Raw genomic sequence first — 26,918 nt, forward strand, 5'->3', positions numbered from 1 at the left:
AAACACGCTCTTGAGTTCTCAAACCACCACCGCTCGGCCAACCCGAACCACCCCAGCGGGGCGACCCGCGCCGACCGGCAGCAAGGGAATAACTTACACCAACCCAGCCACCAACGCAAACCAGACCCAACCCAACACCCCCAAAACCCTTGAAACACAACACCACCACCGGCGTGTCGCAAACACCCAAAAAACACGTCGAAACCACCAACAACGGCCGTCACAACCACCAATGACCGCCCAAAAACCATCATCAACGGCACCGCACCGGCGTGTCGCGCCAACTTCAACTCCGGCAATTGTCCACCGACACCTAGGCGCACACCATGCAACCTCACGTACGTGTTGTCCTATGGAGACGACGGACGACGCGCACCCTCAAATCGTGCTAAGCCTGTAGTCATGAAGAACATCGCAGTATTGACCGGCGCGGGCATCTCCACGTCCGCGGGCATCCCCGACTTCCGCGGGCCGGATGGCGTGTGGACCAAGCATCCAGAGCAGCAGAGCGTCTATGACATCGACGCTTTCCTCTCCGACCGGGAGGCGCGCGAATACTCATGGCGCTGGCAGAAGGAATCACCGGTGTGGAACGCACAACCCGGCGAGGCGCATAAGGCGCTGGCTCGCCTGGAACAGGCCGGACTGCTCACGCTGCTTGCCACGCAGAACTTCGATGCCCTGCATGAGAAGGCCGGCAACACCGACAAGGTGATCGTGAACCTGCACGGCACCATCGGCACCTCGCACTGCATGAAATGCCACATGAAGTACAGCACCGCCGACATCATGACCAAGCTCGACGACGAGCCGGACCCGCATTGCCGTCGCAGGCTGCCGTACAGCGGCAATATGCCCTGCAACGGTCTGATCAAGACGGATGTGGTCTACTTCGGCGAAATGCTGCCGGACGGTGCCATGGAAACCTCCATGCAGCGGGTCTGCCAGGCCGATGAATTCTGGGTGATCGGCTCCACCCTGGAAGTGTTCCCGGCGGCCTCACTCGTGCCGGTGGCGGCGCAGGCGGGCGTGCCCATCACCATCATGAATATGGGTCGCACGCAGTACGACAGGCTGGCGGCACGCCTCATCCATGAGGACATCGCCGTGGCGCTGCCGCGGCTGGTCGACGAAACCATCGCCGAGTGAGGTTCGCACTACCTCAGGATTCGATTATCGGATGACGGAATATGGCCGATGTGGGATCCGATCCTTGAAGTAGTGCGAACCGCTATACGTCGTACCGCCAGGACTTGTCGGTGATCACCCGGGCCATGGCCAGGCCGATCGGCAGGCAGACGATGACCATGAACGCGCGGAACGCCCAATCCAAGGCGAGCTGCGTATCGAACTGGCCCAAGTGGAACATCGCCCGGTACAGATACATGCCCGGCACCATGATCACGATGGACGGCACCGTCAGGCAGATGCGCGGGTAATCCAGATACCTGGGCAGCCAGCCTCGCCGCACCGACGCCCGCCAGGCGGCGGCGAGCATGCCCGCCAGCAGGGCACCGATGAAGGCCCCCGCCTCGGCGGGCATCCCGTAATCGACGATGATCAGACGGAACGTATCGGTGATGGCGCCGATGGTGGCCGCCACCAGACACATGCGCTGCGGGGAGTTGAACAACACGGAGAACCCCCAGACGCCCACGAAGGCGGCCACGAAACGCAGGCAGTTGTTCAGCAGCGGGTCCAATCCCAGCGGTTCGAACCCTTCCGGGTTCAGATGCACCACAAACGCGATCATCCACCCGGCCAGCGTGGCCATCAGGATGATCGACAGGGTATAACACAGCCGCTGAATGCCGGACGGGAAATCGATCTTCGCGATATCCAGACCTCCGGTGATCAGCGGGAAACCGGGGATGACGAACAGCATGGCCCCGATGTACGCGGTATCGTGCTGCAGGGCCACCGGATCGATCAGCCCTATCGCGCGCAACATGCCCGTGCATGCGAGCGCGGCGACCGCCACGCACACGAAGGTGACGAAGAACTGGTTCAGATGTTTGGCGAACAGCCGCCGGCGCAGCCACTGGCCCAATCCGGCGCCGACGAACGCCCCCACCATGTCGTACGCGCCGCCTCCCAGCAGGAACACGAACGCGGCGCAGGCGATGCCTGCCGCCAGACCGGACTGCCATGGCGCGTACAGCGGTTTGCGGCGTTCGATCAGGTCCAGCCGGTCATGGGCCTGCTGCACGGTCAATGCGGGGATGTCACGCCCCGCATCCCCCTCCTCGGCGAGGTGGTCGAAGTGTTCGGCGTACCGTTTCGGCATCCGCCGGGTCTGGGGTTTGGATTCCGCTGAATCCGCGCTCCCGTTGGCATCGTCCCGGCCGCCGTCTCCGTCTTCGGGCCGTTCCTGTGACGTTATGGCGTCGATGATTTCCTGCGCGGTCTCCTGGGCCTCCTGGTCCTTCTCCACGGCCCTCATCAGCGAGGTGCGCGCCTCGGGATCGTCCAGATGCTCGACCAGTTCCTCGGACACCACCGACTGCGCGTGGTATACCGAGCCTTTGCCCAGATGCACATTGAACCAGTCCGCGAAATGTTCCAGCAGCCAGATGCGTTCGGTGTTCACACCAGTGGTCGGCAGGTCGATGACCTCGGTGATGCGGCTGCGCCCGTCGGTGCACGTGGCCGCGATATCGGTCAGGTTCACGTCCGCCCGTACATGAACGCCCAGCGGGTAGGCGATGCGGTGCATCATCTCCCGGACGCGGAAACTGCCGGTTCCGGCACCCAGGTCCAGCATGCCGACGCGTACGATCACGCTGGCCTTGGCGGCGATGCCCGCCTCCGCGATCGGCTTGTCCCAATCGCGTTCGATATCCTCCATATCCAACGGGATGGAGTGCGTGTGATAGTTGCTGACGGCCTTGGCCGTGCCATCGTTCTGCTCGCGCCGGAATCTCACGATTCCAGTAGTACCGCACGGCATGCCCGTATCCGATCCGCCGCGGCAGCCGTCGCGCATCATACCGGCATGATGCGCATGATGTGAACACCGTGTTACCGTCCTTCCAGAGACAAGTCGTACAATAAACGGGACAACCGCCGGACCCTGCGGCTTTGGGTTCGCAACGGTCGGCCAACACAACCACGGAGGAGCCGTGGATGGCCGACTGACCGAGCAACCGCAGACCGGGGCAAAGGAGGTCCGATTTACATGACAGATAACAATCACGCCATCACCGAGGAGCTGGCCGTTGTGGCTCCGGTGGGCGCGAAGGGGGATGAGGAGCACGAGCTGCCGCCCTCGCTGCGAAACAACATGGAGCTGTGTCTGCAGATCCTGCGCGAGGTACTCAAGGAGTTCGATCCCAAGCTGCTCGCCATGTTCGACGAGGTCCGCACCGACGCCGTCGAAGCCAGCGCCGAGCATTTCGCCGGGGTCCTGGAGGATCCCGATCCGGAAAACGATGGACTGCGCAAGGCGGTCGAAGTCATCGACACGATGAGTTTGCACGACGCCCAGCTGATGGCGCGTGCGTTCACCACCTATTTCCATCTGGCGAACCTGTGTGAGGAGAACCACCGTGTGGCGGTGCTGCGCCAGCGCGAATCCGAGGTGGACGACCAGCAGGCCGTCGACCCTGTCAATGCGCTGACCGTGGCCTACCATCAGCTGATCACCGAGATGGGCCCGGCCAAGGCCAAGGCGCTGCTGGACAAGCTGGAGTTCCACCCCGTGTTCACCGCGCACCCGACCGAGGCCCGCCGCAAGGCCGTGGAAGGCAAGATCCGCCGCATCGCCGATCTGCTCGACATCCGCCCGCTGCTCGGCGGTTCCGAGAAGCGTGAGAACTACCGTCGTCTGTTCAACGAGATCGACGCGCTGTTCCGTACCTCCCCGATCGAGCATCGCAAGCCGACCCCGGTCGAAGAGGCCAACACCATCATCGACATCTTCGATTCCACACTGTTCAACACGATTCCCCAGGTCTACCGTCGGTTCGACGACTGGCTGCTGGGCGACCAGGCTGGTCTGGTGGAGCCGGCCTGCCCCGCGTTCTTCCATCCGGGCAGCTGGATCGGCTCGGACCGCGACGGCAACCCGAACGTCACCGCCAAGGTGAGTCGCCAAGTGGCGCGCAACTTCAGCGATCACGTGATCGCCGCATTGGAGGAGGCCACCCGCACCGTCGGCAAGAACCTGACGATGGACTCCGAGGCGACCCCCGCCAGCGAGGAGCTCAAACTGCTGTGGGGCCGTCAGAAGGAGATGAGCGAGCGGCTGACCGACAACGCCGATCAGCTCTCCGTCAAGGAGCCGCACCGCGCGGTCATGCTGGTCATGGCCGACCGCCTGCATTACACGATCGCCCGCGACACCGATCTGATGTACCACAGCTGTGAGGATTTCCTCGCCGATCTGAAGATCGTGCAGCGTTCCCTGGCCGCCAGCGACCCGCGTTCGGCGTACGGCCCGCTGCAGGACCTGATCTGGCAGGCCGAGACCTTCGGCTTCCATATGGTCGAGATGGAGTTCCGTCAGCATTCCGTCGTGCACTCGCGCGCCCTGGAGGACATCCGCGAGCATGGCCTGCACGGCGAGCGTGGCCCGCTGCAGCCGATGACGCAGGAGGTGCTCGACACCTTCCGCGCGCTCGGCGCCATCCAGAAGCGCAACGGCATGAAGGCCGCCGGCCGCTACATCATCTCGTTCACCAAGTCGGCGCAGAACGTGCGCGACGTGTATGAGCTGAACCGTCTGGCCTTCTCCAACCCGAAGGACGTGCCGGCCATCGACGTCATCCCGCTGTTCGAGCAGCTGGAGGATCTGCAGAACTCGGTGAACGTGCTCGACGAGATCATCAAGATTCCGGAGATGCAGGCCCGGCTCAAGGCCACCGGCGGCAAGATGGAGGTCATGCTCGGCTACTCGGATTCCTCGAAGGACGCCGGCCCGACCACCTCGATCTTCGCGCTGCACGAGGCCGAGGGCAAGATCGTCGAATGGGCGGAGCACAACGGTATCGACCTGACGCTGTTCCATGGCCGCGGCGGCGCCGTCGGCCGCGGCGGCGGCCCGGCGAACCGCGCGGTGCTGGCCCAGCCGAAGGGTTCGGTCAACTGCCGGTTCAAGCTCACCGAGCAGGGCGAGGTCATCTTCGCCCGCTACGGCAACCCGACGCTGGCCGTCCGCCATATCGAATCGGTCGCCGCGGCCACGCTGCTGCAGTCCGCGCCGAGCATCGAGAAGACCAACACCGAGATGACCGAGAAGTACGCGGACATGACCCAGCAGCTCAACGACGCCTCGCATGAGCGATTCCTCGACCTGCTTGGCACCCCGGACTTCGCGCCGTGGTTCTCAATCGTCACGCCGCTGACCGAGGTCGGTCTGCTGCCGATTGGTTCGCGCCCGGCCAAGCGTGGTCTGGGCGCCAAGTCGCTGGACGATCTGCGCACGATCCCGTGGGTGTTCGCCTGGGCGCAGGCGCGCATCAACCTGGCCGCATGGTATGGCCTGGGTACCGCCTGCGAGCAGTTCGGCGACCTGGATACGCTGCGTCAGGCGTACAAGGAGTGGCCGCTGTTCTCCACGTTCATCGACAACATCGAGATGTCGATCGCCAAGACCGACGAGCGCATCGCCAAGATGTACCTGGCGTTGGACGACCGCGAGGACCTCAACGAGAAGGTGCTGGGCGAGATGGAGCTCACCCGCGAGTGGGTGCTTCGCATCGTCGGCGACGAGTGGCCGTTGGAGCACCGTCACGTGCTCGGCCAGGCCATTCGCATCCGCTCGCCGTATGTGGACGCGCTCTCGCTCACCCAGGTGCTGGCGCTCAAGTCGCTGCGTCGCCGCGTGGACAAGGAGGAGCTCAGCCAGAGCCAGCAGGCCGGGTTCATCTACCTGATCCTGTGCACCGTGTCGGGTGTCGCCGCCGGCCTGCAGAACACCGGCTGATTCGAAGCCTCTGCGCCATTGCGGGGCCCTGCGTATGCGGAACGTCGCCATGTTCGGCGACCCGCACGCGCAGGGCCCCGCCCGTATACGCGCAGCAGCGCAAAACCGCTTCGATTAGACCTGCGCGATCTCGATCAGACGGATCGTTTCGGGATGGCAGCGGGGGATGCGCACGCCGATCGTACCCAGAGCCGCACCGGTGATGGTGGCGTCCGGACCCAATGGGCCCGACTCCGGCAGCGGATCCCAGTCGCGGCGGGACGCCTCCCGCAGCACGTCCTCGGCCTCATCAGCCATCGGACCCGCCCACCGCAGCCGGTAGCGCGCGTCCGGAACCAACCCGGGAACACGCAGCCACACGCCGCGGCTGGAGGGCGACTCCTCATACTGCACGTGGGCGATGATCGCCCGGGAGGCGTCGCCGCCTTGCTGCCAACCGAACGGATCAGCCCACGGTAGCGTCGCTGCAGACGTACCCCACGATGTAGGCAGATTATCCCTCAAGTAGGCAGGTGGATTGGAGCAACACTCAGCCCGCGATGACGGAATCAGGCCGTTTTCCGGAAAGAGACCCACGGATGACCTGCCTACTTAGGCGCCCATCTGCCTACAAAAGCAGAATTCCTCACCAAGACGTACCGCGTCGTCTCGCACCTTTCTCACAGCTCCCCTTTCATTCCCCTTTCACGAGTTCCAACATGAAAGAATCCTCCGCCAACACGTTAGATTTCGCGCTTCAAGCCAACCACAACGACGTTTCGGGGCGGGTGTCACACGGCATCGCCAGCTTGCAAATGTACGAAATCGGATTATCATGAAATAAGACTGTCCGAACTTTGACAAAGCAAGCCGCAGCGATCATCGATTGCCGCGGCTTTCCTGACGTCAGAGACGAATCGGCATCAGGAATATCGTTGTACGGAAACCTCGGCCTCAGGTAACGACAACGGATGCGACCGACGCCCGAGCCCCATTCGGACCGGTACGCTGCATACGCCGGCAAGGCGTATACACCAACACGACGTATACAACGACACAGTGCACGCACCGACACGACACATGACAGAAAACGAGGGATGGCCATGTCCGACAACGCGACAACACTGCTGGAGCAGTTCAACCGCTCCTGGAAGGGCATCGACCGCGTCTACCACGAGATCGCCCGACGCAGCGGCCTGTCCGACTGCGCGTTCTGGATCCTGTACGCCCTGCGCGACGCCGGTACCGCCATGCCGCAGAACGAGCTTTCCCAGGTCTGGCTGTACAGCAGGCAGACCGTGTCTTCCACCCTGCGTCAGCTTGAGGAACGCGGACTCATCAGCGTCCGGTACGCCGCCGGCAGCCGGCGAGACAAACAGATCAGCCTGACCGAGGACGGTGAACGCTTCACCGGTGTCTACATCGAGCCGGCCATGCAGGCGGAGAAGAAGGCACTGATGGCGCTTGACGCGCAGGACCGGGATGCGCTGATTGCTGGCATCGACCGATACGCGGGACTGCTCAACGACGCGATGGAGGCCATACGCCTCCCCGGCCCGGCACCGGTTCGGGACGCCGACCAGCTGGCGGCGGACGGACCGGACGCCACGGACGCCACGGAAGCCACGGAAGCACCCGACACTTCAAATGACACCGAACCGAACGACTTGACCCAGGAAGGAGAGTAGAACACCCATGAAACTGCTGTTGCGTTTCCTCAAGCCGTACAAGGGCCTGATCGCGGCGACCACGCTGGCGCTGCTGCTGGATGTGGCCGGCGCGCTGTTCATCCCGACGATCCTCGCCGAAATGATCAACATCGGCACCACGGAGAGCGGCATCGACCACATCATCGTCACCGGCGCGGCCATGCTCGCCGTGACCGTAGTCTCCGGCGCCGCCGCATTGGCTGGCAGCTGGCTGTGCGCCAAGCTGTGCGCGAATGTCGGCCGTGACATCCGCAACGCCATCTACGATTCCTCGCTCGCCTTCTCGGACGGCGATTTCAAGGAGTTCGGCACCGGTTCGATGATCACCCGCACACTCAACGACGTCAACGTCATCCAGCAGGCGTTGATGATCGGCATGCAGATCCTGCTGCCCGTGCCGATCATCTGCGTGATGGGCGTGGCGCTGTCCTTCTCGCTCGACGTGCAGATGGGGTGGGTCATGCTCGCCGTGGTCATCTTCGTGCTGATCCTGGCGGCGATTATCGTGTGGAAGGCCGCCGGCATCTTCGAGAAACTGCAGGGCTTCATCGACCGCATGAACGTGGTGCTGCGCGAGAACATCACCGGCGTGCGCGTCATCCGCGCCTTCGGCCGGGACCGCCATGAGATCAAGCGACTCGACAAGTCGTTCTCCGACTACGCGAACAACGCGATCCGCGTCAACTATCTGTTCGCCGGGTTGGACAGCCTCACCTTCTTCCTGATGAACATCGCCATCGTGCTGATCATCTGGGTGGGCGGCGACCGCGTCGGCGCCCATGCGATGCAGATCGGCGACATCACCGCGCTGATCGAATACTCAATCCTGATCCTCTTCTACATCATGATGGCCCAGTTCGGCGCGCTGATGGTGCCGCGCGCGATCATCTGCATCGGCCGCGTGCGCGAGGTGGTCGAGAAGCAGCCGAGCATCCGCGACGGCCAGCCGACCGAGGCCTCCACCCGCGAGGCCACGCAGGCCTGGATCGGGCAGACCGACGACGGCCGGCAGATTGTGCCGCAACCGGACGCCGCAACCGGTGCGATGATGACGTTGGAGGAGATGGCCAAGGCCCGTGCCGCCAACAACCCGAACCCGAAGGTCGCCTGCTTCAACCATCTCTCGTTCCGTTTCCCGGACGCGGAGGAGGATACGCTGCACGACCTGACGTTCTCCTGCCGCCGCGGACAGACCACCGCCATTATCGGTCCGACCGGTTCCGGCAAGTCGACGGTCGCCCGGCTGATGCTGCGCCTGCTCGACGCAACCGACGGCCGCGTGCTCCTGCACGGCCGCAACGTCAAGGACATGACCCAGCACGAGCTGCGCGAGCACATCGCCTACGTGCCGCAGAAGGCCTGGCTGTTCTCCGGCACGATCGCAGACAACCTGCGGTACGGCAATCCCAACGCCACCGAGGAGGAGATGTGGCACGCGCTCGAGGTGGCCCAGTCCGGCTTCGTCAAGGAACTGCCGCTGGGACTGAACACCCGCGTGGCGCAGGGCGGCACGAACTTCTCGGGCGGCCAGCGCCAGCGTCTGGCCATCGCCCGCGCCCTGACGCGCAAGGCCGACCTGTACATCTTCGATGACAGCTTCTCGGCGCTCGACTTCGCCACCGACGCGGCGCTGCGCAAGGCGCTGGCCACCGAGGTCAAGGATTCGGCCATGCTGATCATCGCCCAGCGCGTAAGCACCATCGTGCACGCCGACCAGATCATCGTGCTTGAGGACGGCCACCTCAAGGGCCGGGGCACCCACGAGGAACTGATGCGCACCTGCGACACCTATCAGGGCATAGCCCGTTCGCAGATGCGGGCCGAGGACCTCGCCGCCCTCGACGAGGCCGCGGACGTCACCGGAAAGGAGGAGAACCGATGAGCACCACCGAACACACCGATGAGATTCGCCCGGAGCATGCCGGCCACGACGGTTCGGCCACCGATACGCCGCATGACCCCGTCGTACAGGCGGACCTCGCCCCGGAAGAGGAGGAGCTGGAGGTTCCCCGCGACCTGAAGGCCACCATCCGGCGCATGTGGGACGCGGCCCGCGAACAGCACTGGCGGCTCTATGTGGTCGGCACCGCGCTGGTGTTCTACGTGATCATCACGCTGGCCGGACCGATCTACACCGCCTACCTGCTCGACCTGCTGTGGGAGAAGATCCAGGCGGCGTGGAGCGGCGAGACCGCGTTCACCGTCACTTGGACGGACGGTGGCATCCAGATCATGGGATTGCTGCTGCTGTACACCGTGCAGTGGGTGTTCTACTCCACCCAGACCTTCGTGATGGCGAGTTTCGCGGAGCGGCTGAACCTGAAGCTGCGCAACCAGGTGGGCGTCAAGCTGACCAAGCTGCCGCTCAAGTACTATGACGCGCACCAGCCCGGCCGCATCATCAGCCGTGTGACGAACGACCTGGACAAGACCAGCGAGGTGCTGCAGACCGGTCTGCTGCGTCTGCTCACCGCGGTGGGCAACGTGACCGGCGCCGTGATCATGATGTTCACGATCAACGTCTGGCTCACGCTGATCTTCCTGGTGTTCGCCATCGGATCGTCGTTCGTCACCAAGGTCGTGGCGCACAAGACGCTGGTCCTGGCCGCCGAACGCCAGCGCAGCGTCGGCATCCTGACCGGCCACGTCGAGGAGGCGTACTCCGGGCGCGCGATCATCCGCGCGTTCAACCAGGAGGATTCCAGTTCCCGCCGCATCCATGAGGCCACCCAGGACCTGGCCGACACCACGCGCCGCGCCGACTTCATGACCAACGCCATCAACCCGGCGATCCGCCTGATCACCCGCTTCGCGCAGGTGTTCATCGCGGTGTTGGGAGGCTTCTTCCTGACCACCGGCACCCTGACGATCGGCACCTTCCAGGCCTTCTTCCAGTACATCAACCAGGCCTCCGAGCCGCTGACCGAGCTGTCGTTCATGATCAACAGCCTGCAGTCGGCCTTGGCTTCGGTGGAGCGCGTGTTCGACATCCTGGACGAGGAGGAGATCGAGCCCGATCCCGCCGAACCGGAGCATGTGCCCGAGCCGATCCGCGGACGTGTGGATTTCGAGCACGTCAAGTTCGGCTACGACCCGGACCGTCCGCTGATGAAGGACGTCTCCTTCACCGCGGAGCCCGGCCACCGCACCGCCATCGTCGGCTCGACCGGCGCCGGCAAGACCACGCTGATCAACCTGCTCATGCGGTTCTACGAGATCGACGGCGGCCACATCCGCCTCGACGGCGTGGACACGCATACGATGGACCGGATGGACCTGCGCCGCCATTTCGGCATGGTGCTGCAGGACGCCTGGCTGTTCGACGGCACGATCGCCGAGAACATCGCCTACGGCCGCCCGGACGCCACGCGCGAGCAGATCATCGAGGCCGCCAAGATGGCGCGCGTCGACTACTTCGTGCGCACGCTGCCCGACGGCTACGACACCCGGCTGTCCAACGACGCGGAGAACATCAGCCAGGGCCAGCGCCAGCTGCTGACCATCGCCCGCGTGATCCTGTGCGATCCGAAGATCCTGATCCTCGACGAGGCCACCTCCTCCGTGGACACGCACACCGAGCAGGAGATCGGCAAGGCGATGGACACGCTGATGCACGGCCGCACGAGCTTCGTGATCGCGCACCGCCTGTCAACGATTGTTGACGCGGACCTGATCCTGGTCATGGACCACGGCACGATCATCGAACAGGGCACGCACGCCGAGCTGCTGGCCGCGGACGGCGCCTACGCCAAGCTGTACAACAGCCAGTTCGCGTAGGATTCGACCGCCCACGGCAATACAAACCCGAACGGCCCCCGATTCCCGCAGGAACGGGGGCCGTTCGCATAGCATCCGCCGATGATCCAGCCATACCGCCGATGGATACCGAAACAACGTCGTCCACCTGATGAGCGTCGGCAGCGGCGGGTGGTATCATCTCGATACAACGTTGACGCATCCGCGGGGTGCCGCGGGACCGACTGCAACCAAAGGGGAGCGCGATATAGAGATGCAGGACGTCAGGGAATCGACGGCGAACGCGACCTGGAGCCGCATGCTGGCGGGCAACCGCCGGTTCGCCGAAGGCAAGGCCGAGCATCCGTGGCAGGATGCGGAGACACGCGAATCGCTGATCGACCGGCAGACACCGGATGCAGCCGTGCTGGCCTGCTCCGACTCGCGCGTACCGCCGGAGATCATCTTCGATGCCGGGCTCGGCGACCTGTTCACGGTCCGCAACGCCGGCCACATGGTGGACGACGCGGCGATCGCATCGCTGGAGTACGCGGTCGCCAAGCTCCATGTCAGCCTGCTGGTCGTCCTCGGCCATGAGCGCTGCGGCGCGGTCGCGATGGCGTCGGACGGCCTCGACGCCCTGCTCGCCCGGGCCACCGCCGAGATCGAAGACTCCCTGGCGGCGGCCGAGGCGATGGATACGCTGGACGAGCGCATCGCCGAGGACGCGTCGATCATCATGCGTCAGATCGGGTTCTCGGTCTGGCAGGCGCGCGAAGCGGAGCTGGAGGACGCCGCCGACTACGAGCGCGTGCACATCGCCCGCACGATCGAGGAACTGGTGACCCGGTCGGAGGTCATCCAGTCCGCGTTGGCCGAGGAGCGTCTGATGATCGTCGGCGCCCGCTACCAGCTGGAATCCGGCAAGGTGGAGGTCCTGAGCTTCTAGGCGCCGAGCAGGTCCAGCATCTGGGCCACGTTCCGCTTGCCGAACTCGATCGTCTGCGAGCCGTCGGCTTTCGTGATGACGATGCACGGCACGCTCATCACGTTGTAGTGGTCCTTGATGTCCGGGAAGTGCGCCACGTCATAAGCCTCGGCCCGTACCAGCGGGTTGGCGGCGGCGATGCGCTGCGCGGCGAGCACGGTCTCCGGGCACATCGTGCAGGTCAGCGAGACCAGCAGCATGATGTTCACCGGCTCCTTGATCGCGTCGATACGGGACGTCGCGTCGGCATCCAGCGCCTGGCCGGGGCCGGCCGCGTTATACAGGCCCAACACGAACGAGTTGAACTCGTGGCCGCTGGGCACGCCATGGAACGCGAGTCCGGTCGGGCGCACGTCGCCGTCCCCGTCCGCCACGCACATCCGCACGCAGGGCAGCGCCTCGGGCAGCACGCCGGCCGGGTCATACGCCGCATCGGCTGCGGCCGTATGCCGTTCGACGGCGATCCTGCCGCCGCTCAACGCGGCCAGTTCGCCGATGAAGCCGTCAAGCTGCGCCGACAGCGGGGAACCGTCGAGATCCAGACGCAGGGTCACCGGACGCGCCATGCGGCCGAACACCACGTCGAGCTGTTTGCGGATCGCGTCGTTGAAGAAGCCGGACGACTTGCCGACGGCACCGGATGCGGCATCGGCGGAACCCCCGTCGCGCGTGGACGCAGGGGCCGGGGACGTGCCGGAACGGGCCGCCGAAGCCGCCGCATCGCGTTCCCGACGCTCGTACGCCGAATCGACGGGACGCGGCGGCACCAGACCGGTCCGCTCGCTCATCTGCGAGGCGTACCGCTCCAATTCCACGGCCGCAATCGCACCGTCGGCGGTCGCGGTGACGACCTGCCGCAGGTTCTTGACGCGCAGGTCGCCCGCCGCATACACGCCCGGCACCGAGGTCTCCAGATAGCCGTGCGTGACCACATACCCCTGCTCGTCAAGTTCGACGACGCCGCGTACCAGGTCGGTGGCGGGCACGTAACCGGCGAATACAAAGACGCCGAATGTGCCACCCGCCGACGGCCGCCACGTCTCGACGGCCCCGGACGCCACGTCGCGGATCGTCGCCTCGGTCAGGCCACCCTGCCCGGCGGTGACGCCGTCGAGCACGGTGTGGTAGCGCACCTCGATCTTCGGGTTGTCCTTCGCCTCGGCGGCCACCGACGCATCGCAGGTGAAGTCGTCCTCGCGCACCAGGATCGTGACCTTGCTGGCGTACTTGGTGAGGAACACCGCTTCCTCGGCCGCGGCGAACCCGCCGCCGATCACCAGCACCTCACGGCCGGTGAAGAACTCGCCGTCGCAGGTCGCGCAGTAGGCCACGCCGCGGCCGGCGTATTCGGATTCCCCTTCGAACCCGAGCTTGCGCGGGCTGGCACCGGTGGCCACCAGGATGCCGAAGGTCCTCAAATCGCCGCGCGAGGTGTGCACGACCTTGACATCGCCCTCCACATCCAGACCGGTCGCCTCGGCGCTAAGGAACTCGGCGCCGAAATCCTGCGCCTGCCGGCGCATCGTGGCCGTCAGCGCCCTACCGCTGGTCGTGCCGACGCCCGGATAATTGACCACTTCATCGGTGATGGTGATCTGGCCGCCGAAATCGGCCTTCTCCAGGATCAGCACGCGGTAGCGCGCCCGGGCCAGATACAGGCCCGCGGTCAGGCCGGCGGGGCCGCCGCCGATCACAATCACGTCATAGAGATTCTCGTCCTGGACCATTGCGTCCTCCTTCCATCACCCCGTACCGGTAGTCCGACCGCGACGGTGAGGGGAGACCGTGCATCACGCACCGGTCTCCCCTCGTCATCGGTTGTCAGCCGTATCGACCGCTGTCAGGGGTGTACCCGAATCAGAGCTGGCCGACCAGATCCAGCGTCGGCTCGATGGTCTCGTCGCCGGGCTGCCACTTGGCCGGGCAGACCTGGTCGCCATGCTCGTACACGAACTGCGAGGCCTGCACGCGGCGCAGCAGTTCGTCGGCGTTACGGCCCACATTCGAGGAGATGACCTCATAGGCCACGACCTTGCCCTCGGGGTTGACGATGAAGTCGCCGCGCTCCGCCTGGCCAAGCTCCTCGTTGTAGGTGTCGAGGTCGCGGGCCAGCGCGGCGGTCGGATCGGCCAGCATCGGGTACTGGATCTTGGCGATCTTCTCGTTGGCGTCGTGCCAGGCCTTGTGCACGAAGTGGGTGTCGCAGGACACCGAGTAGATCTCGCAGCCGATGGCCTTGAACTCGTCGTACTTGGCGGCCAGGTCCTCAAGCTCGGTCGGACACACGAACGTGAAGTCGGCCGGATAGAAGAAGAACACCGACCAGTGACCGAGCACGTCGGCCTTGCTCACTTCATGGAAGGCGTCGTTCTGGTAGGCGTTGACGGTGAAATCCGTAAGTTCATGCTGCAGAAGGGTCATTGTCGTTCCTTTCGTTATGACGCGGGGACGGCGTGATCGCGCCGTCGCGTCTGCCTTCATCGTAGCCAAGAAACCTTGGAATTCCAGTCCTGGAACTGTGAGATTGCCCACACGGCCGACCCCCGAACGGCCGGCACCCCCATTGACGTGCCAATGCCCTAGTGTTGATGACATGTCACTTGGTTTGAACATCCTGCTCATCTTCGTGTTCCTGTTGGTCGGCGCCGTGTTCGCCGGCACCGAGCTGGCGCTGGTCTCGCTGCGCGGCTCCCAGATCGAGCAGATGGAACAGACCGACGCGAGAGGAGCCCGCGTCGCCAAAATCGCCCGCGACCCCAACACCTTCCTGTCCACCGTGCAGATCGGCGTCACGCTCTCCGGCTTCCTGTCGGCATCGTTCGGCGCCTCGTCGCTCGCCCCATACATCATCCCCGTCGTCCAAGGCTGGGGCGTGCCGAGCGTGGTGGCCAATCCGCTGGTCACCGTGGTGCTGACCCTAGTCATCTCCTACTGTTCGATCGTGATCTCCGAGATGGTGCCCAAGCGCATCGCCATGCAGAAGGCCGAGCAGATCTCCCGTGCCGTCGTGCCCGCCATCGACGCGTTCGCGAAGGTCTGCAAGCCGATCATCTGGCTGATCGGCAAGAACACGAACGGCATCGTCCGCCTGCTCGGCTTCGACCCGAACGAGACGGAAAGCGAGGTCTCCGACGAGGAGCTGCGCGTGCTCGTCAACACGAACACCAACCTGAGCAAGGACGAGCGCACCATCCTCGACGATGTCTTCGACGCCTCGGAGACCATCGTGGCCGAGGTCATGCGCCCGCGCGCCGACGTGGTGTTCCTGGACGGCGACATGACGCTTGAGGAGGCCGCCGCCTACGTGCGTGAGATGCCGTACTCCCGTTACCCGGTGACCGGCAAGGACTTCGACGACGTGCTCGGATTCGTGCATGTGCGCGACCTGCTCGACGTGCGCGACCCGAACGCCAAGATCGTGGCCGACGTGGTGCGCGAGGGCATCTCCCTGCCCGGCACGTCCAAGCTGCTGCCGAGCCTGTCGCTGCTGCGCAAGCGCGGCATCCACCTGGCCGTGGTCATCGACGAGTACGGCGGCACGGACGGCATCGTGACGCTGGAGGATATGACCGAGGAACTGGTGGGCGATATCCGCGACGAATACGACCTGCCCGAGGAGAAGGGCGGGGAGCACCGCGAAACGACCGTATTCGTTGACGGCGTGGCCACCATTGAGGGCGGCACCACGCTGGAGGACTTCGAGGACCTGACCGGCATCGAGCTCGCCGACGGCCCGTACGAGACGGTGGCCGGCTACTTCCTGGCCCAGACCGGCAAGATGGGTGCCGAAGGCGACGTGCTGCACTCCGACGACGGCTATGACATGGTGATCACCAAGGTCGACGGCCGCCGCATCGAGACCATCGAGGTCCGCAAGCAGACCGCGGAATCCAACGACTGATCCCGTCCGTCACCCATCGCCCGCACGCAGGCGCGACGCCCCCATTATCGGGGGCACGTCGCGGGGACGGGACGACCGCGGAATCCACGCGCCATCGCGGGCCGACCATGACGCGCCGGCCGTCCAGTACGTCGTCAGCGTAATCGCCAACCGGGTGGTTCCACGTAGACTGGAACCACCCATACCATCGAGGGAAAGGAAACGTTATGGCATTGACTTTTGTGGTTCCCGGTCTGGATGAGGCCGCTTCGGAGAAGGCCATCGCGATCCTGCAGAACCGGCTCAGCCAGGAGCAGGAGGCCGCGCTGGTGCTCAAGCATGCGCACTGGAACGTGACCGGACCGAACTTCATCGCCGTGCACGAGATGCTCGACCCGCAGGTCGAGGCCGTGCTCGGCATGGCCGACGAGACGGCCGAGCGCATTGCCACGATGGGCGGCGCACCGGACGGCAGCGCCGACACGATCACCCGCAACCGCACGTGGAAGCCGTTCGATCTGGAAGGCCGCCATTCTACGGAGGAGTATCTGCAGGCGCTGATCGAATACTATGACGCCATGATCGTCGACGACCGCAAGGCAATCGCCGAGCTTGACGAACTGGATCTGGTCAGCTCGAACATCATGCAGGACCATGTGCAGGAGCTGGAGAAGTTCCAGTGGTTCATGCGCAGCCATCTGGCCTGACCGGTTCCCGCATATACACAGAACGCGAATCGCACACCGCCGGAGGGTATTCCACAATCCTACGTGGAACGCCCTCTGGCGGTTCCGTATCGAACTACCCCGCCGTATAGCGATTGAGCTCGCGGCGCAGCCGACGCCAATCCGGCAGATACTGCGTCATACGGCGTTGGAACTCAGCCCCATGCCCGTTGGCCCACAGATGCGTCATCTCATGGACGAGCACATATTCGAGATACTGGGGCGGCAACAGCCCCAGTTGCAGATTCAACCGGATGCGACCGGTCCGCGGCGTGCAGGATCCCCAACGGGTCGTCATCGCACGCAATGTGATATGCGTCGGACGTTTGCCGATGACTGCGGACCAATGCTCCACCAATGCCGGCAGCCGCGCGTCGATCGCCGATGCGGCGCGCTCCCGGCGCTCCGGCGTCCACCAGGATGCCGCGTCATGGATGAAGCCGGCCGGGTCCCCGCCGTGCGGCGCACCAGGCTCGGCCCCCGTTCCGTCCGCCAGACGTTGCCGGGCCTCCCGTATGCGCTGCTGCTGCGCCAGTATCCATGACCGACGTTCACGCGCGAACCGTTCTATCTGTCCGTCGGTCATCCGCAGCGGTGCGGAGACGACGATGTCGCCCTGCGGCGGTTTGATGCGCAGATACATGTTCTTGATGGCTTTGCGCGTTACGTGCAGCACCAAACCGTCAACAACCAGCATCTCGGGTCTAGACGATCGGCTTCGGGCCGTGGCACGGTATGACATGCCCTCCATTGTCCCGCATGCCCACGTCACCCACTGCGACACGCCGGTTGACAAATTACGGCGAACTGGTAAGCTGTCTTTTTGTGCGCGAAAGCGTGCGATAACTTTGGGCCCGTAGCTCAGGTGGTTAGAGCGCATCCCTGATAAGGATGAGGTCGGAGGTTCAAGTCCTCCCGGGCCCACTTCAGAACAGGAAAGCGGCTTTTACGGCCGCCTTTTTTGTACTGGATGCGGGGCTATAGCGCAGCTGGTAGCGCATCTGCTTTGCAAGCAGAGGGTCGCCGGTTCGAACCCGGCTAGCTCCACTTACAAAACCCGCGGAATCGCAACGGTTCCGCGGGTTCTTCATATCACGCCGAAATGCCGTGTCGTCATGTCCACGCGACAACACGGCATCCTAGCGGACGCTACGCGCACGTGTTGTCGCAACTGTATGACGACACGGCATCCAAAGCGAGCGTGTCAGAAATCCCAATCGTCGTCATCGGTTTCGACGGCCTTGCCCATGACGTACGAGCTGCCGGAACCGGAGAAGAAGTCGTGGTTCTCGTCGGCGTTCGGGGACAGGGCGGCCAGAATCGCCGGGTTCACATCGCAGATCTCGGCGGGGAACAGCGCCGGATAGCCCAGGTTCATCAGTGCCTTGTTGCCGTTGTACCGCAGGAACTTCTCCACATCCTCGGTCAGACCCACGCCGTCGTACAGCGACCGCGTGTACTCCACCTCGTTGTCGTACAGCTCGTTGAGCAGATCGTACGTGTACTCCTCCATCACCGCGCGCTCCGCATCGGAGACCGCCGCCAGACCCTTCTGGTACTTGTAGCCGATGTAGTACCCGTGCACGGCCTCGTCGCGGATGATCAGGCGGATCACGTCGGCCGTGTTGGTCAGCTTGGCGTGCGCCGAGAAGTACATCGGCAGGTAGAACCCCGAGTAGAACAGGAACGATTCGAGCAGCGTGGAGGCCACCTTGCGCTTGAGCGGGTTGTCGCCCTCGTAGTAGTCGAGCACGATCTGCGCCTTGCGCTGCAGGTGTTCGTTGCTCTCGCTCCATGCGAACGCTTCATCAATCTCGGCGGTCGAGCACAGCGTCGAGAAGATCGACGAATACGACTTGGCGTGCACCGACTCCATGAACGCGATATTCGTGTACACGGCCTCCTCGTGCGGCGTCAGCGCGTCCGGGATCAGCGACACCGCGCCGACCGTGCCCTGGATGGTGTCCAGCAACGTCAGACCGGTGAACACGCGCATCGTCAGCGTGTGTTCTGCCTCGCTCATCCGCTGCCAGACCGGGATGTCGTTGGATACCGGGACCTTCTCCGGCAGCCAGAAGTTGCCGGTAAGCCTGTCCCAGACCTCAAGGTCCTTCTCGTCCTCCAGACGGTTCCAGTTGATGGCGGTGACGCGGTCGATGAGCTTGAGCGGCTGGCGGGGGATGGAGATGGGTGCCATGGTATGCTCCTGGTTCTTTCTACTGTGCGGTGGGTGATACGGGTGTGCGGTGTGTGATGAGGGGTGGAGGCGCGGCGTTACAGCATGCAGCTGACGCAGCCGGCGACCTCGGTGCCTTCGAGCGCCTGCTGGCGGATGCGGATGTAGTACAGGGTTTTGATGCCCTTGCGCCAGGCGTAGATCTGGGCTTGGTTGAGGTCGCGCGTGGTGGCCGTGTCCGGGAAGAACAGCGTCAGGCTGAGTCCCTGGTCCACATGCTGCGTGGCTTCGGCGTAGGTGTCCACGATGGCGCGCCAGCCGATCTCGTAGGCGTCGCGGAAGTATTCGAGGTTCTCGTTGGTCATGTATGCGGCCGGGTAGTAGACGCGCCCGATCTTGCCCTCCTTGCGAATCTCGATCTTCGAGGCGATCGGATGGATCGAGCTGGTGGCGTGGTTGATGTAGCTGATCGAGCCGGTCGGGGGCACGGCCTGCAGGTACTGGTTGTAGATGCCGTCGCACAGGATTGCGTCGCGCAGCTCCGCCCAGTCACGCGCCGTGGGGATATGGATGCCGCGATCGGCGAAGAGTTGCCGAACGCGTTCGGTGCGCGGCTCCAGCGACCGACGGCCGTCGGTGTACTTGTCGAAGTAGTTGCCTTCGCCGGCCGGCTTGGCGTAGTCCGACGTGGGGAACGAGGCGAACGCGCGCCCGCGCTCCACAGCCAGGGCGTGCGATACCCGGTAGGCGTGGTAGGCCACGGTCATGAAATACATGTCGGTGAAGTCCAACGCCTCCTCGCTGCCGTACTGGATGCGTTCGCGGGCCAGGAACCCGTGCAGGTTCATCTGCCCCAGACCGATTGCATGCCCTTCCTCGTTGGCGCGCAGCACCGACGGCACGCAGGCCATCGAGGTCTGTTCGGACACGGCGGTCAGCGCACGGATCGCGGTGCGCACGGTGGCGCCCAGGTCGGCGTCCATCGCCTTGGCGATGTTCAGCGAGCCGAGGTTGCAGGACACATCGCGCCCGACGTACTCGTAACTCAGATCCTCGCGGAACGTGCTCGGCTCCTGCACCTGCAGGATCTCCGAACACAGGTTGGACATCACCACGCGCCCCTCGATCGGGTTCGCCCGGTTGACCGTGTCCTCGAATACCAGGTAGGGGTAGCCGGATTCGAACTGCAGCTCGGCCAGCGTCATGAAGAACTGCCGGGCGTCAATCCAGGTCTTGCGGATGCGCTCGTCGGCCACCATGCGATCGTATTCCTCGGTCACGCTGATGTCGGCGAACGGTTTGCCGTACACCCGTTCCACATCGTAGGGGCTGAACAGCGCCATCCGTTCCTTGCGCTTGGCCAGTTCGAACGTGATGTCCGGCACCACCACGCCCAATGCCAACGACTTGATGCGAATCTTCTCGTCGGCGTTCTCGCGCTTGGTGTCCAGGAAGCGCAGGATGTCCGGGTGGTGCGCGTTGAGGTACACCGCGCCCGCTCCCTGCCGCGCGCCCAACTGGTTGGCGTAGGAGAACGAGTCCTCCAACAGTTTCATCACCGGCACCACGCCGCTGGACTGGTGTTCGATCTGCTTGATCGGGGCGCCCAGCTCGCGCAGGTTGCTCAGCAGCAGCGCCACGCCGCCGCCTCGCTTGCTCAGCTGGAGCGCGGCGTTGATGCCGCGCGAAATCGATTCCATGTTGTCCTCGATGCGGATCAGGAAGCAGCTGACCGGTTCGCCCCGCTGCGCCTTGCCCAGGTTCAGGAACGTCGGGGTGGCGGGCTGGAAGCGGCCCGCGATGATCTCGTCGGCCACACGCGTGGCCATCTGCTCGTCACCGGCGGCCAGCGCCAACGCCACGGCGGCCGCACGCTGCGGAAAATCCTCCAGGTATCGGGTGCCGTCGAAGGTCTTCAGCGCGTATGACGCATAGAATTTGAATGCGCCAAGGAACGTACCGAATTCGAAGCCCGACGATTCCACGTGCGCATAGAAGCGGTCCAGGAACTCGGGAGAGTAGCGGTCGAACACCGCACCGTCGTAGTAGTTATTGCGGATCAGGTAGTCCAGCCGCTGCCGGGTGGTGGGGAACGCGATGGTGTTCGCCGCCACATGACCGGTCACGTATTCGCGCTCGGCGGCCTTGTCCTTGTCGAACTGGATGCGCCCCTGCGCGTCGTACAGGTTGAGCATGGCGTTGAGCGCGTGATAGTCGTGCGACGGGTCGTAGGCGGCGTCCGCCGGCGGTACCGTGCCGTTCATGGTGGTCATGAGTGGTTGCCTTTCGTGAGGAAATCGATGACGCCCTGTCGGACCTTGTCCGCGTCTCCGGGCATGCCCATCAGTTCGAAGCGGTAGAGGAACGGGACGCCGCATTTGGCGGCGATGATGGTTCCGGCGGCGCAGTACGCTTCGCCGAAGTTGGTGTTGCCGGAGGCGATGACGCCCCGGATCCACGTCCGGTTGCCGGGGTCGTTCAGGAACCGTTTGACCTGAACGGGCACGGCCTTGCGGGAATCGCCGCCGCCGTAGGTCGGCACCATCAGCACGTAGGGTTCGCGTACGACGAGCGCGGGATCGCCCGCCCTCAGCGGGATGCGGTATACGGCGATGCCGGTGTCCTCGAACCGGCAGCGGGCGACGAATCGTGCGGTGTTCTCGGAGGCGGACGAGAAGTAGACGAGTGCGCTCATGCCGCCACCGCGGCCGCCGTATGGGAGGCGGCATGCGACTCCTCGCCATGCCGTTCAGCCAGGGTGCGCAGCAGGTCCGGCCGGTATCCGGTCCACACGCGGTCTCCGTCCATAACGACCGGTGCCTGCCGGTACCCGGCCGCACGCAGCATCGCCGACGCCTCGGTATCGACCGTCACGTCGATCTGCCGATAGGGCACACCCATGCGATCAAGCTGACGTTTTGTGGCGTTGCACTGCGGGCAGCGCGGGGTGCTGTAGACGATGACGGTCATGGCGTACTCCTCGGTTCCTTCTGGATCCTGTCGGTTGATGTGTCCCCTACGGTACCCCGAAAGCCACGCGACGTCACCACTATTTCTAGTGATACATATCACACCGAACCACCATATCTAGTGGTTATGGGCGTCATTACCCCAATCCGCCAACCACCTCGACACCCCCGACACGCCCCAGTTCCCCCGTAGCGGACGTAAGACCGTTCTGTGCATAAATACGTTTGGGTGCCGTGAACCGGCCGAGGTCCACGGCACCCAAACGTCATACAGCCGCCGACGGCCGACTACTCCACGTTGGCGTGGTTGGCGTTCGCGTCGGCGTCGGAGACCTCGTCACGGCGCGAGATCATCAGGCACAGCGCGTCGAGCGCAATGTGCACCGACTGGTCGAACAGCGAACTCAGCAGCTGGATGGATCCGCCGGCCTCGCCCTTGACACGCCCCGGCACCACGATCACCGCATCGGCCACGTCCGCCAACGGCGACTCGGGCTTCGAGGTGACGGCGATCACCTTGACGCCGAGTTTCTTGGCGGCTTCGGCATCCTCCACGGTGTGCTTGGTCTTTCCCGAGCCCGAGATAGCCACCAGCACGTCGCCTTCATGCATGGAGGGGCAGATGGTTTCCCCCATCATGTAGCTCGTATAGCCGATATGCATCATGCGCATCGCAAATGCGCGCGCCTGGAATCCGGACCGGCCCTCGCCGGTGGCGTAGACGCGATCGTTGCGCCCGATCACCCCCATGGCGTTGACCAGGTCCTGCTCGTCCATCTTGGCGATCACGCCGTTGATCTCCTCGGCGATCTGATCCAAAATACGGTTCATCGTATGTCTCCTTAGTGATTACCTGTAGTCCCGTTGACGTTCCGCGGCCGTTTCCGGACCTACACCGTCAAATCCTTGCAACGGCGGGCTGCCGCGGCGATGTCGGCGGCCTTGGTGACGGCCGATCCCATGATCGCGATCTCCACGCCTTCCGCCGCCAACCCGGCCAGCTGGTCGGGCTTGATGCCGCCGGCGACCGCGATGCGACGGATCTGCGGGAACCGCTCACGGAACGCACGCACCTGTCCGACCGGGTCCGCGGTGGTACCGGAGTCGACCGAAGTGTGCAGGCAGTACACGGCGTCGACGAATCCGCCGATTCGTTCGATACGCGCGTCGTCGCACTCCAACAGGTCGATCATCATCGTGCCGTGGTGGGCGGCCGCGGACGCCGCGCACGCCTCCAACGTGCCCATCGACGCCGACCCCATGACGGTCAGGTATGTGAACCCGCAGTCGTACCCCAGATCGAACTCGTACTTGCCTTCGTCGCAGGTCTTGATGTCGGCGAGCAGCGCCACTTGGCCGCCATAGTCCTCCGTCAGCCTGGTCAGCGCCCGCAGACCGTATTCCTTGGTCAGCGACGTACCGATCTCCACGATGTCGGCGGCATCCGCCACCTGCGCGACGATCGATCGCGCCTGCAGCATGTCGACCCGGTCGATGGCCACCTGCAGCTTCACAGCTCCACCTCCTTGCGCGGCGTGAACGCGATGAACTTCCGCAGCTCTTCCACGGTCGGCAGCCCCTCCGAATCGGAGACGCTGGTGACCTGGATTGCGCCGACGGCGTTCGCCCGCTCCAGCAGCGCATCGTCGTCAAGGTCCTCAAGCAGACCGGTGATCACGCCGGAGGCGAACCCATCGCCGGCACCGACGGTGTCGACCACGTCCACCACGAAGCTGGGCACCACAATCTCCGTGCGGCCGCCGTCGGCATTGCGCCCGAACGCCACCGAGCCGGTGTCACCGAGCTTGATGATGACCTTGCTGATGCCCATATCCAGATAGTAGTCGGCGATGTCGCGCGGGTCCTGGCGCCCGGAGAACAGCTGCCCCTCGGACAGGCCGGGCAGAAACACGTCGCATTTGGCGGCGAGCCGGTTGGTCGCCTCAATCATCGCCTGCTGGCTCGGCCACAGGGTGGGCCTCGGGTTGGGGTCGAAGACCACCGTCACACCGTGCGCCTTGGCGGCGTCCACCAAGGCGTTGACGGTCTCATACGTCTGGTCGGTGAGCGCGGAGAAGATGCCGGTGACGTGCAGGATGCGCACACCGGTGAAGTCCACGTCGTTCACGATGTCCGGGGTGGTCTTCGACGCGGCGGAACCGGCGCGGAAGTAGATCACCTTGGGCTCGCCGTCGCTGGAGCGGACCTTGAGCTGGAAGCCGGTGGCCGCGCCCGAGACGCGGCGGATGGCCGAGGTGTCGATGCCGGTGGCGTTCATGTAGTCCACGATGAGGTCGCCCTGCCAGTCGTCGCCCAGCTGCGTGACGTACCCGATGCTGTGCCCCTGGCGGCTGACGCCGATGGCGACGTTGAATTCGGCGCCGGCCATCTGTCGGGGCAGCTGCCGGGCTTCGAGATAGGTTTCGGTGGAATCGGCGATGAGGTTCACCATGGGTTCGCCGATGGTCATGACTTCAGGCATGATGCGCTTCTTTCTGATGCTGTTTGGCGTGTCGATTCGGTTTTGGGATGACAGCGGGGTCAGGCGACCGCCTGGCGGACGAGAGCGACCTGTTCGGCGACGCGATCGGCCGGAATCGGGAACTCCAGGAAGACCGGCACGCTCGGGGCCAGCTGCGGCAGCATCGCCTGCCAGTCGATGACGCCGTCCTGCAGCATCGTGGTGGATAGCGCGGCCCGATCCGTCGCCCCGTTGACGTTCTTCAGATGGAAGACGGTGATGTCCGTCAGCAGTTGGGCGAACGCCGCGTCGGCGTCCTCGCCGCGCCAGAACCAGTTGCCTAGGTCGAAGGTGTATCCGATGGCGCCGCCGACCTCATGGATATGGGCGAGCGATGCTGCGGTGCAGGCCAGCGTGCCGTTCTCCGGGGTCTGGTCGTTCTCGATGGTCAGCGTCAGGCCGCATGCGGCGGCGGCATCGTCGATCGCGGCGATCACCGCCGCATCCACGTCCTTGACGTCGCCTTGGTTGAATTTGACGTTCCGGACGCCCATGCGCACCGCCTCATCCAGGAAGCCCTCGAAACCGGGGTTGGCCGCGCCGCCGATGGTCAGGGATTCCGGCACCGAGTAGAACAGGTCCAGCCCGTTGGCTTCGGCCGCCTCGCGGATGCGGTCGAATTCCGCATCATCCTTGATGTATTCGCGGCGGACCTCGGCCAGGGTGACGCCGTGTCCCGCGATGGTCGGCAGCAGCGCGGACTGCGCGATGCCGTTGTTGAGTTCCTGCATGTAGACGAGCAGGTTGATGCCGATGGTGGTCATATCAGCTCCTTGATTGACATTGGTGACGATGTTGACGATGTTGGATACGGATCAGAACAGGGTGAGCGCGGCGAGTCCCATGATCGGGAACGTGCACAGCCAGTAGACCGGCACACCGTTCTTCAGGAAGGTCTTGGGCTCCAGCTCGTTATATTCCACGGCCCACATGTTCCAGGACTGGGTCACGCAGCTGGAGATGCAGGTCATCGACGGGACCACAAGCATGGCGAACAGGAACCAGACGTCGAAGATGCCCATGCCCATCAGGATGCCGATGACGGCCGAACCCGCGCCGTACAGCTCCAGCGGGCCACGGAACAGGGCGAGCGGCGCCAGGACGCAGACGGCCAGGCCGAGGATCAGCTCGTTGTTCGGCACCACCGAGGTCAGCGCCGGTCCGAAGTCGGCCATGACGGTGACGGCGGTCTGCTGGAAGAACCGCAGCACAAGCAGCATGATGATCAGGCTGCCGATGTCGCCGATGGCGGTTTTGGCGGTGGAGTTGAGCATGTCCACGAAGCCCTTGTAGGTCTTCATATGGCCGGTGCCGAGGAAGGCCAGGATGGAGGCCAGGAACAGGGCGGGGACCGAATCCCACTGGAACAGGATGCTCAGCGCCACAGGCACGATCGGCAGCACGTAGGTCCATACCGGCACCTGCGGGATCTCGCCGGTGCGATCGGCTGGGTTGCCCACCTCGTACGGGGTGCCGTTCTTGATGGCCTTCGAGTTGATCAAGATGAAGATGATGACGGCCACCATCTGGATGACCATGGCGGGGATGCCGAAGCCCAGATAATGGCTGCCCCATTCAACCACCTGGCCGTCGGGGGAGTCGTAGTTCTGGTAGAAGGCCGCGAACTGCGCGAACATCACGCTGTTAATCCACATGGCGGCGCCGATCGACAGGGTGAACACCGGCACGGACACGCGCTTGGGGACGCCCAGATGACCGAGGATCGGGAACAGGATCACGCCGATGGCGATAGCGGAGCCGACGCCGTAGGCGCTGGTGAAGATCAGGCAGGTCACCAGGGCCACGGCGATGGTGGCCAGCACCGGGCTTTTCTCACCGACCTTGGCGGTGCGGTAGGAGATCGAGGCGGCGATGCCGGTATCAACCAGCACACGGCCGAACCATGCGCCGCAGACGATCTGGATGATGGTCGGACCGTACGTCAGGGCCGGTTGCGCGAAGACATCATTGATGATGTCGAACGGCTCGCCGACTCCGAAGGCCACGCCGAGGAAATAGATGGCCAACCACACGATGGTCAGAATGAAGAACCCCACGGTGAGGTTGCCGCCACGCATGGCATAGAACACGAAGCACGCGAACGATGCAATGAGCAGTATGCCCATGATCCAGATAATCACGTCACTTCTCCTCTCTACGTTGAGCGGAACCGGCAATACCATCGCTGCCATCACCGTTTCCATTGTTACATCCATGTATTGTGTACCGATTTCGTTTATCGGTTACGTTAATCGGTAAACAACATGATATACCCGTCTTGTTTATCGGTTAACCACGGCGTGTCGTAAG

Annotated in this window: 22 protein-coding genes and 2 tRNA genes; 10 read left to right on the forward strand and 14 right to left on the reverse strand. The window is 64.2% G+C overall.

Annotated features, from left to right (window positions below; all coding sequences use genetic code 11):
* Positions 1-402: 402 nt before the first annotated feature.
* On the forward strand, positions 403-1,149 hold the full coding sequence (locus OU11_RS08040) for an SIR2 family NAD-dependent protein deacylase (RefSeq protein WP_033516001.1): 747 nt from the start codon (positions 403-405) through the stop codon (positions 1,147-1,149).
* Between the two features lie 82 nt (positions 1,150-1,231).
* Here OU11_RS08040 and OU11_RS08045 read toward each other — a convergent pair whose 3' ends face one another.
* A complete protein-coding gene (locus tag OU11_RS08045) occupies positions 1,232-2,926 on the reverse strand; it encodes a threonine/serine exporter family protein (RefSeq protein ID WP_033516003.1) in 1,695 nt (564 codons plus the stop codon).
* 252 nt (positions 2,927-3,178) lie between these two features.
* Between OU11_RS08045 and OU11_RS08050 the strand changes: the two genes are divergently transcribed.
* Positions 3,179-5,926, forward strand: a complete 2,748-nt coding sequence (locus OU11_RS08050) for a phosphoenolpyruvate carboxylase (RefSeq protein ID WP_033516005.1) — start codon at positions 3,179-3,181, stop codon at positions 5,924-5,926.
* Between the two features lie 114 nt (positions 5,927-6,040).
* Here the strand turns inward: OU11_RS08050 and OU11_RS08055 are convergent, their stop codons facing one another.
* Positions 6,041-6,430, reverse strand: a complete 390-nt coding sequence (locus OU11_RS08055; RefSeq protein WP_152597125.1) for a hypothetical protein — start codon at positions 6,428-6,430, stop codon at positions 6,041-6,043.
* 578 nt (positions 6,431-7,008) lie between these two features.
* Here OU11_RS08055 and OU11_RS08060 point away from each other — a divergent pair.
* The 4 genes from OU11_RS08060 (at position 7,009) to OU11_RS08075 (ending at position 12,298) form a co-directional block, all read left to right on the forward strand.
* A complete protein-coding gene (locus tag OU11_RS08060; RefSeq protein WP_161782770.1) occupies positions 7,009-7,593 on the forward strand; it encodes a MarR family winged helix-turn-helix transcriptional regulator in 585 nt (194 codons plus the stop codon).
* 7 nt (positions 7,594-7,600) lie between these two features.
* Entirely contained in the window at positions 7,601-9,496 is a 1,896-nt protein-coding gene (locus OU11_RS08065; RefSeq protein ID WP_052122795.1) for an ABC transporter ATP-binding protein, read from the forward strand.
* Positions 9,493-11,391, forward strand: a complete 1,899-nt coding sequence (locus OU11_RS08070) for an ABC transporter ATP-binding protein (protein ID WP_052122796.1) — start codon at positions 9,493-9,495, stop codon at positions 11,389-11,391. The genes OU11_RS08065 and OU11_RS08070 overlap by 4 nt, the downstream gene beginning before the upstream one ends.
* A gap of 232 nt (positions 11,392-11,623) precedes the next feature.
* The gene (locus OU11_RS08075) at positions 11,624-12,298 is read left to right on the forward strand and encodes a carbonic anhydrase (RefSeq protein WP_033507766.1); all 675 of its coding nucleotides are present in this window, start codon (positions 11,624-11,626) and stop codon (positions 12,296-12,298) included.
* On the opposite strand, the gene OU11_RS08080 is transcribed toward OU11_RS08075, so the two are convergent.
* Together OU11_RS08080 and ahpC are read right to left on the reverse strand one after the other, a co-directional pair.
* Positions 12,295-14,064: an FAD-dependent oxidoreductase gene (locus OU11_RS08080; RefSeq protein ID WP_033516009.1), complete on the reverse strand. Its 1,770-nt coding sequence runs from the start codon at positions 14,062-14,064 to the stop codon at positions 12,295-12,297. The genes OU11_RS08075 and OU11_RS08080 overlap by 4 nt on opposite strands.
* A 130-nt stretch (positions 14,065-14,194) precedes the next feature.
* Positions 14,195-14,758, reverse strand: a complete 564-nt coding sequence (gene ahpC, locus OU11_RS08085) for an alkyl hydroperoxide reductase subunit C (RefSeq protein ID WP_033507768.1) — start codon at positions 14,756-14,758, stop codon at positions 14,195-14,197.
* A gap of 172 nt (positions 14,759-14,930) precedes the next feature.
* Between ahpC and OU11_RS08090 the strand changes: the two genes are divergently transcribed.
* Together OU11_RS08090 and OU11_RS08095 are read left to right on the forward strand one after the other, a co-directional pair.
* Complete coding sequence (locus tag OU11_RS08090; protein ID WP_033516010.1) at positions 14,931-16,238, forward strand: hemolysin family protein; 1,308 nt, start codon at positions 14,931-14,933, stop codon at positions 16,236-16,238.
* A 206-nt stretch (positions 16,239-16,444) separates the two neighbouring features.
* Positions 16,445-16,924 carry a Dps family protein gene (locus OU11_RS08095; RefSeq protein WP_033516011.1) on the forward strand — a complete coding sequence of 160 codons (480 nt, stop codon included), beginning with the start codon at positions 16,445-16,447 and terminating at the stop codon, positions 16,922-16,924.
* Between the two features lie 94 nt (positions 16,925-17,018).
* Here the strand turns inward: OU11_RS08095 and OU11_RS08100 are convergent, their stop codons facing one another.
* On the reverse strand, positions 17,019-17,684 hold the full coding sequence (locus tag OU11_RS08100) for a M48 family metallopeptidase (RefSeq protein WP_161782771.1): 666 nt from the start codon (positions 17,682-17,684) through the stop codon (positions 17,019-17,021).
* A 108-nt stretch (positions 17,685-17,792) separates the two neighbouring features.
* On the opposite strand from OU11_RS08100, the gene OU11_RS08105 reads away from it, so the two are divergent.
* A tRNA-Ile gene (locus tag OU11_RS08105) sits at positions 17,793-17,866 on the forward strand.
* A gap of 50 nt (positions 17,867-17,916) precedes the next feature.
* Positions 17,917-17,989: transfer RNA gene (locus OU11_RS08110), tRNA-Ala, on the forward strand.
* 157 nt (positions 17,990-18,146) lie between these two features.
* On the opposite strand, the gene nrdF is transcribed toward OU11_RS08110, so the two are convergent.
* The 9 genes from nrdF to OU11_RS08155 all read right to left on the reverse strand — a co-directional run bounded on the left by nrdF (position 18,147) and on the right by OU11_RS08155 (position 26,749).
* Positions 18,147-19,139: a class 1b ribonucleoside-diphosphate reductase subunit beta gene (gene nrdF / locus OU11_RS08115; protein ID WP_033516013.1), complete on the reverse strand. Its 993-nt coding sequence runs from the start codon at positions 19,137-19,139 to the stop codon at positions 18,147-18,149.
* A 77-nt stretch (positions 19,140-19,216) separates the two neighbouring features.
* The gene (nrdE, locus tag OU11_RS08120) at positions 19,217-21,391 is read right to left on the reverse strand and encodes a class 1b ribonucleoside-diphosphate reductase subunit alpha (RefSeq protein WP_033516015.1); all 2,175 of its coding nucleotides are present in this window, start codon (positions 21,389-21,391) and stop codon (positions 19,217-19,219) included.
* Positions 21,388-21,813: a class Ib ribonucleoside-diphosphate reductase assembly flavoprotein NrdI gene (gene nrdI, locus OU11_RS08125; protein ID WP_033516017.1), complete on the reverse strand. Its 426-nt coding sequence runs from the start codon at positions 21,811-21,813 to the stop codon at positions 21,388-21,390. The genes nrdE and nrdI overlap by 4 nt, the downstream gene beginning before the upstream one ends.
* The gene (locus OU11_RS08130) at positions 21,810-22,088 is read right to left on the reverse strand and encodes a glutaredoxin domain-containing protein (RefSeq protein WP_033516019.1); all 279 of its coding nucleotides are present in this window, start codon (positions 22,086-22,088) and stop codon (positions 21,810-21,812) included. The genes nrdI and OU11_RS08130 overlap by 4 nt, the downstream gene beginning before the upstream one ends.
* A 287-nt stretch (positions 22,089-22,375) precedes the next feature.
* Positions 22,376-22,918 carry a 6-phospho-3-hexuloisomerase gene (hxlB, locus tag OU11_RS08135; protein ID WP_033516020.1) on the reverse strand — a complete coding sequence of 181 codons (543 nt, stop codon included), beginning with the start codon at positions 22,916-22,918 and terminating at the stop codon, positions 22,376-22,378.
* A gap of 59 nt (positions 22,919-22,977) precedes the next feature.
* The gene (locus OU11_RS08140; protein WP_033516022.1) at positions 22,978-23,601 is read right to left on the reverse strand and encodes an orotidine 5'-phosphate decarboxylase / HUMPS family protein; all 624 of its coding nucleotides are present in this window, start codon (positions 23,599-23,601) and stop codon (positions 22,978-22,980) included.
* On the reverse strand, positions 23,598-24,569 hold the full coding sequence (locus OU11_RS08145; RefSeq protein WP_033516023.1) for a sugar kinase: 972 nt from the start codon (positions 24,567-24,569) through the stop codon (positions 23,598-23,600). Before OU11_RS08145 ends, OU11_RS08140 begins: the two co-directional genes overlap by 4 nt.
* A 59-nt stretch (positions 24,570-24,628) precedes the next feature.
* Positions 24,629-25,372, reverse strand: a complete 744-nt coding sequence (locus OU11_RS08150; RefSeq protein WP_033516024.1) for a sugar phosphate isomerase/epimerase family protein — start codon at positions 25,370-25,372, stop codon at positions 24,629-24,631.
* A 51-nt stretch (positions 25,373-25,423) separates the two neighbouring features.
* Positions 25,424-26,749, reverse strand: a complete 1,326-nt coding sequence (locus tag OU11_RS08155; RefSeq protein WP_033516028.1) for a hypothetical protein — start codon at positions 26,747-26,749, stop codon at positions 25,424-25,426.
* Positions 26,750-26,918 lie beyond the last annotated feature (169 nt).

It is taken from the genome of Bifidobacterium pullorum DSM 20433 (genome assembly GCF_000771405.1).
GTDB classification, from domain to species: domain Bacteria; phylum Actinomycetota; class Actinomycetes; order Actinomycetales; family Bifidobacteriaceae; genus Bifidobacterium; species Bifidobacterium pullorum.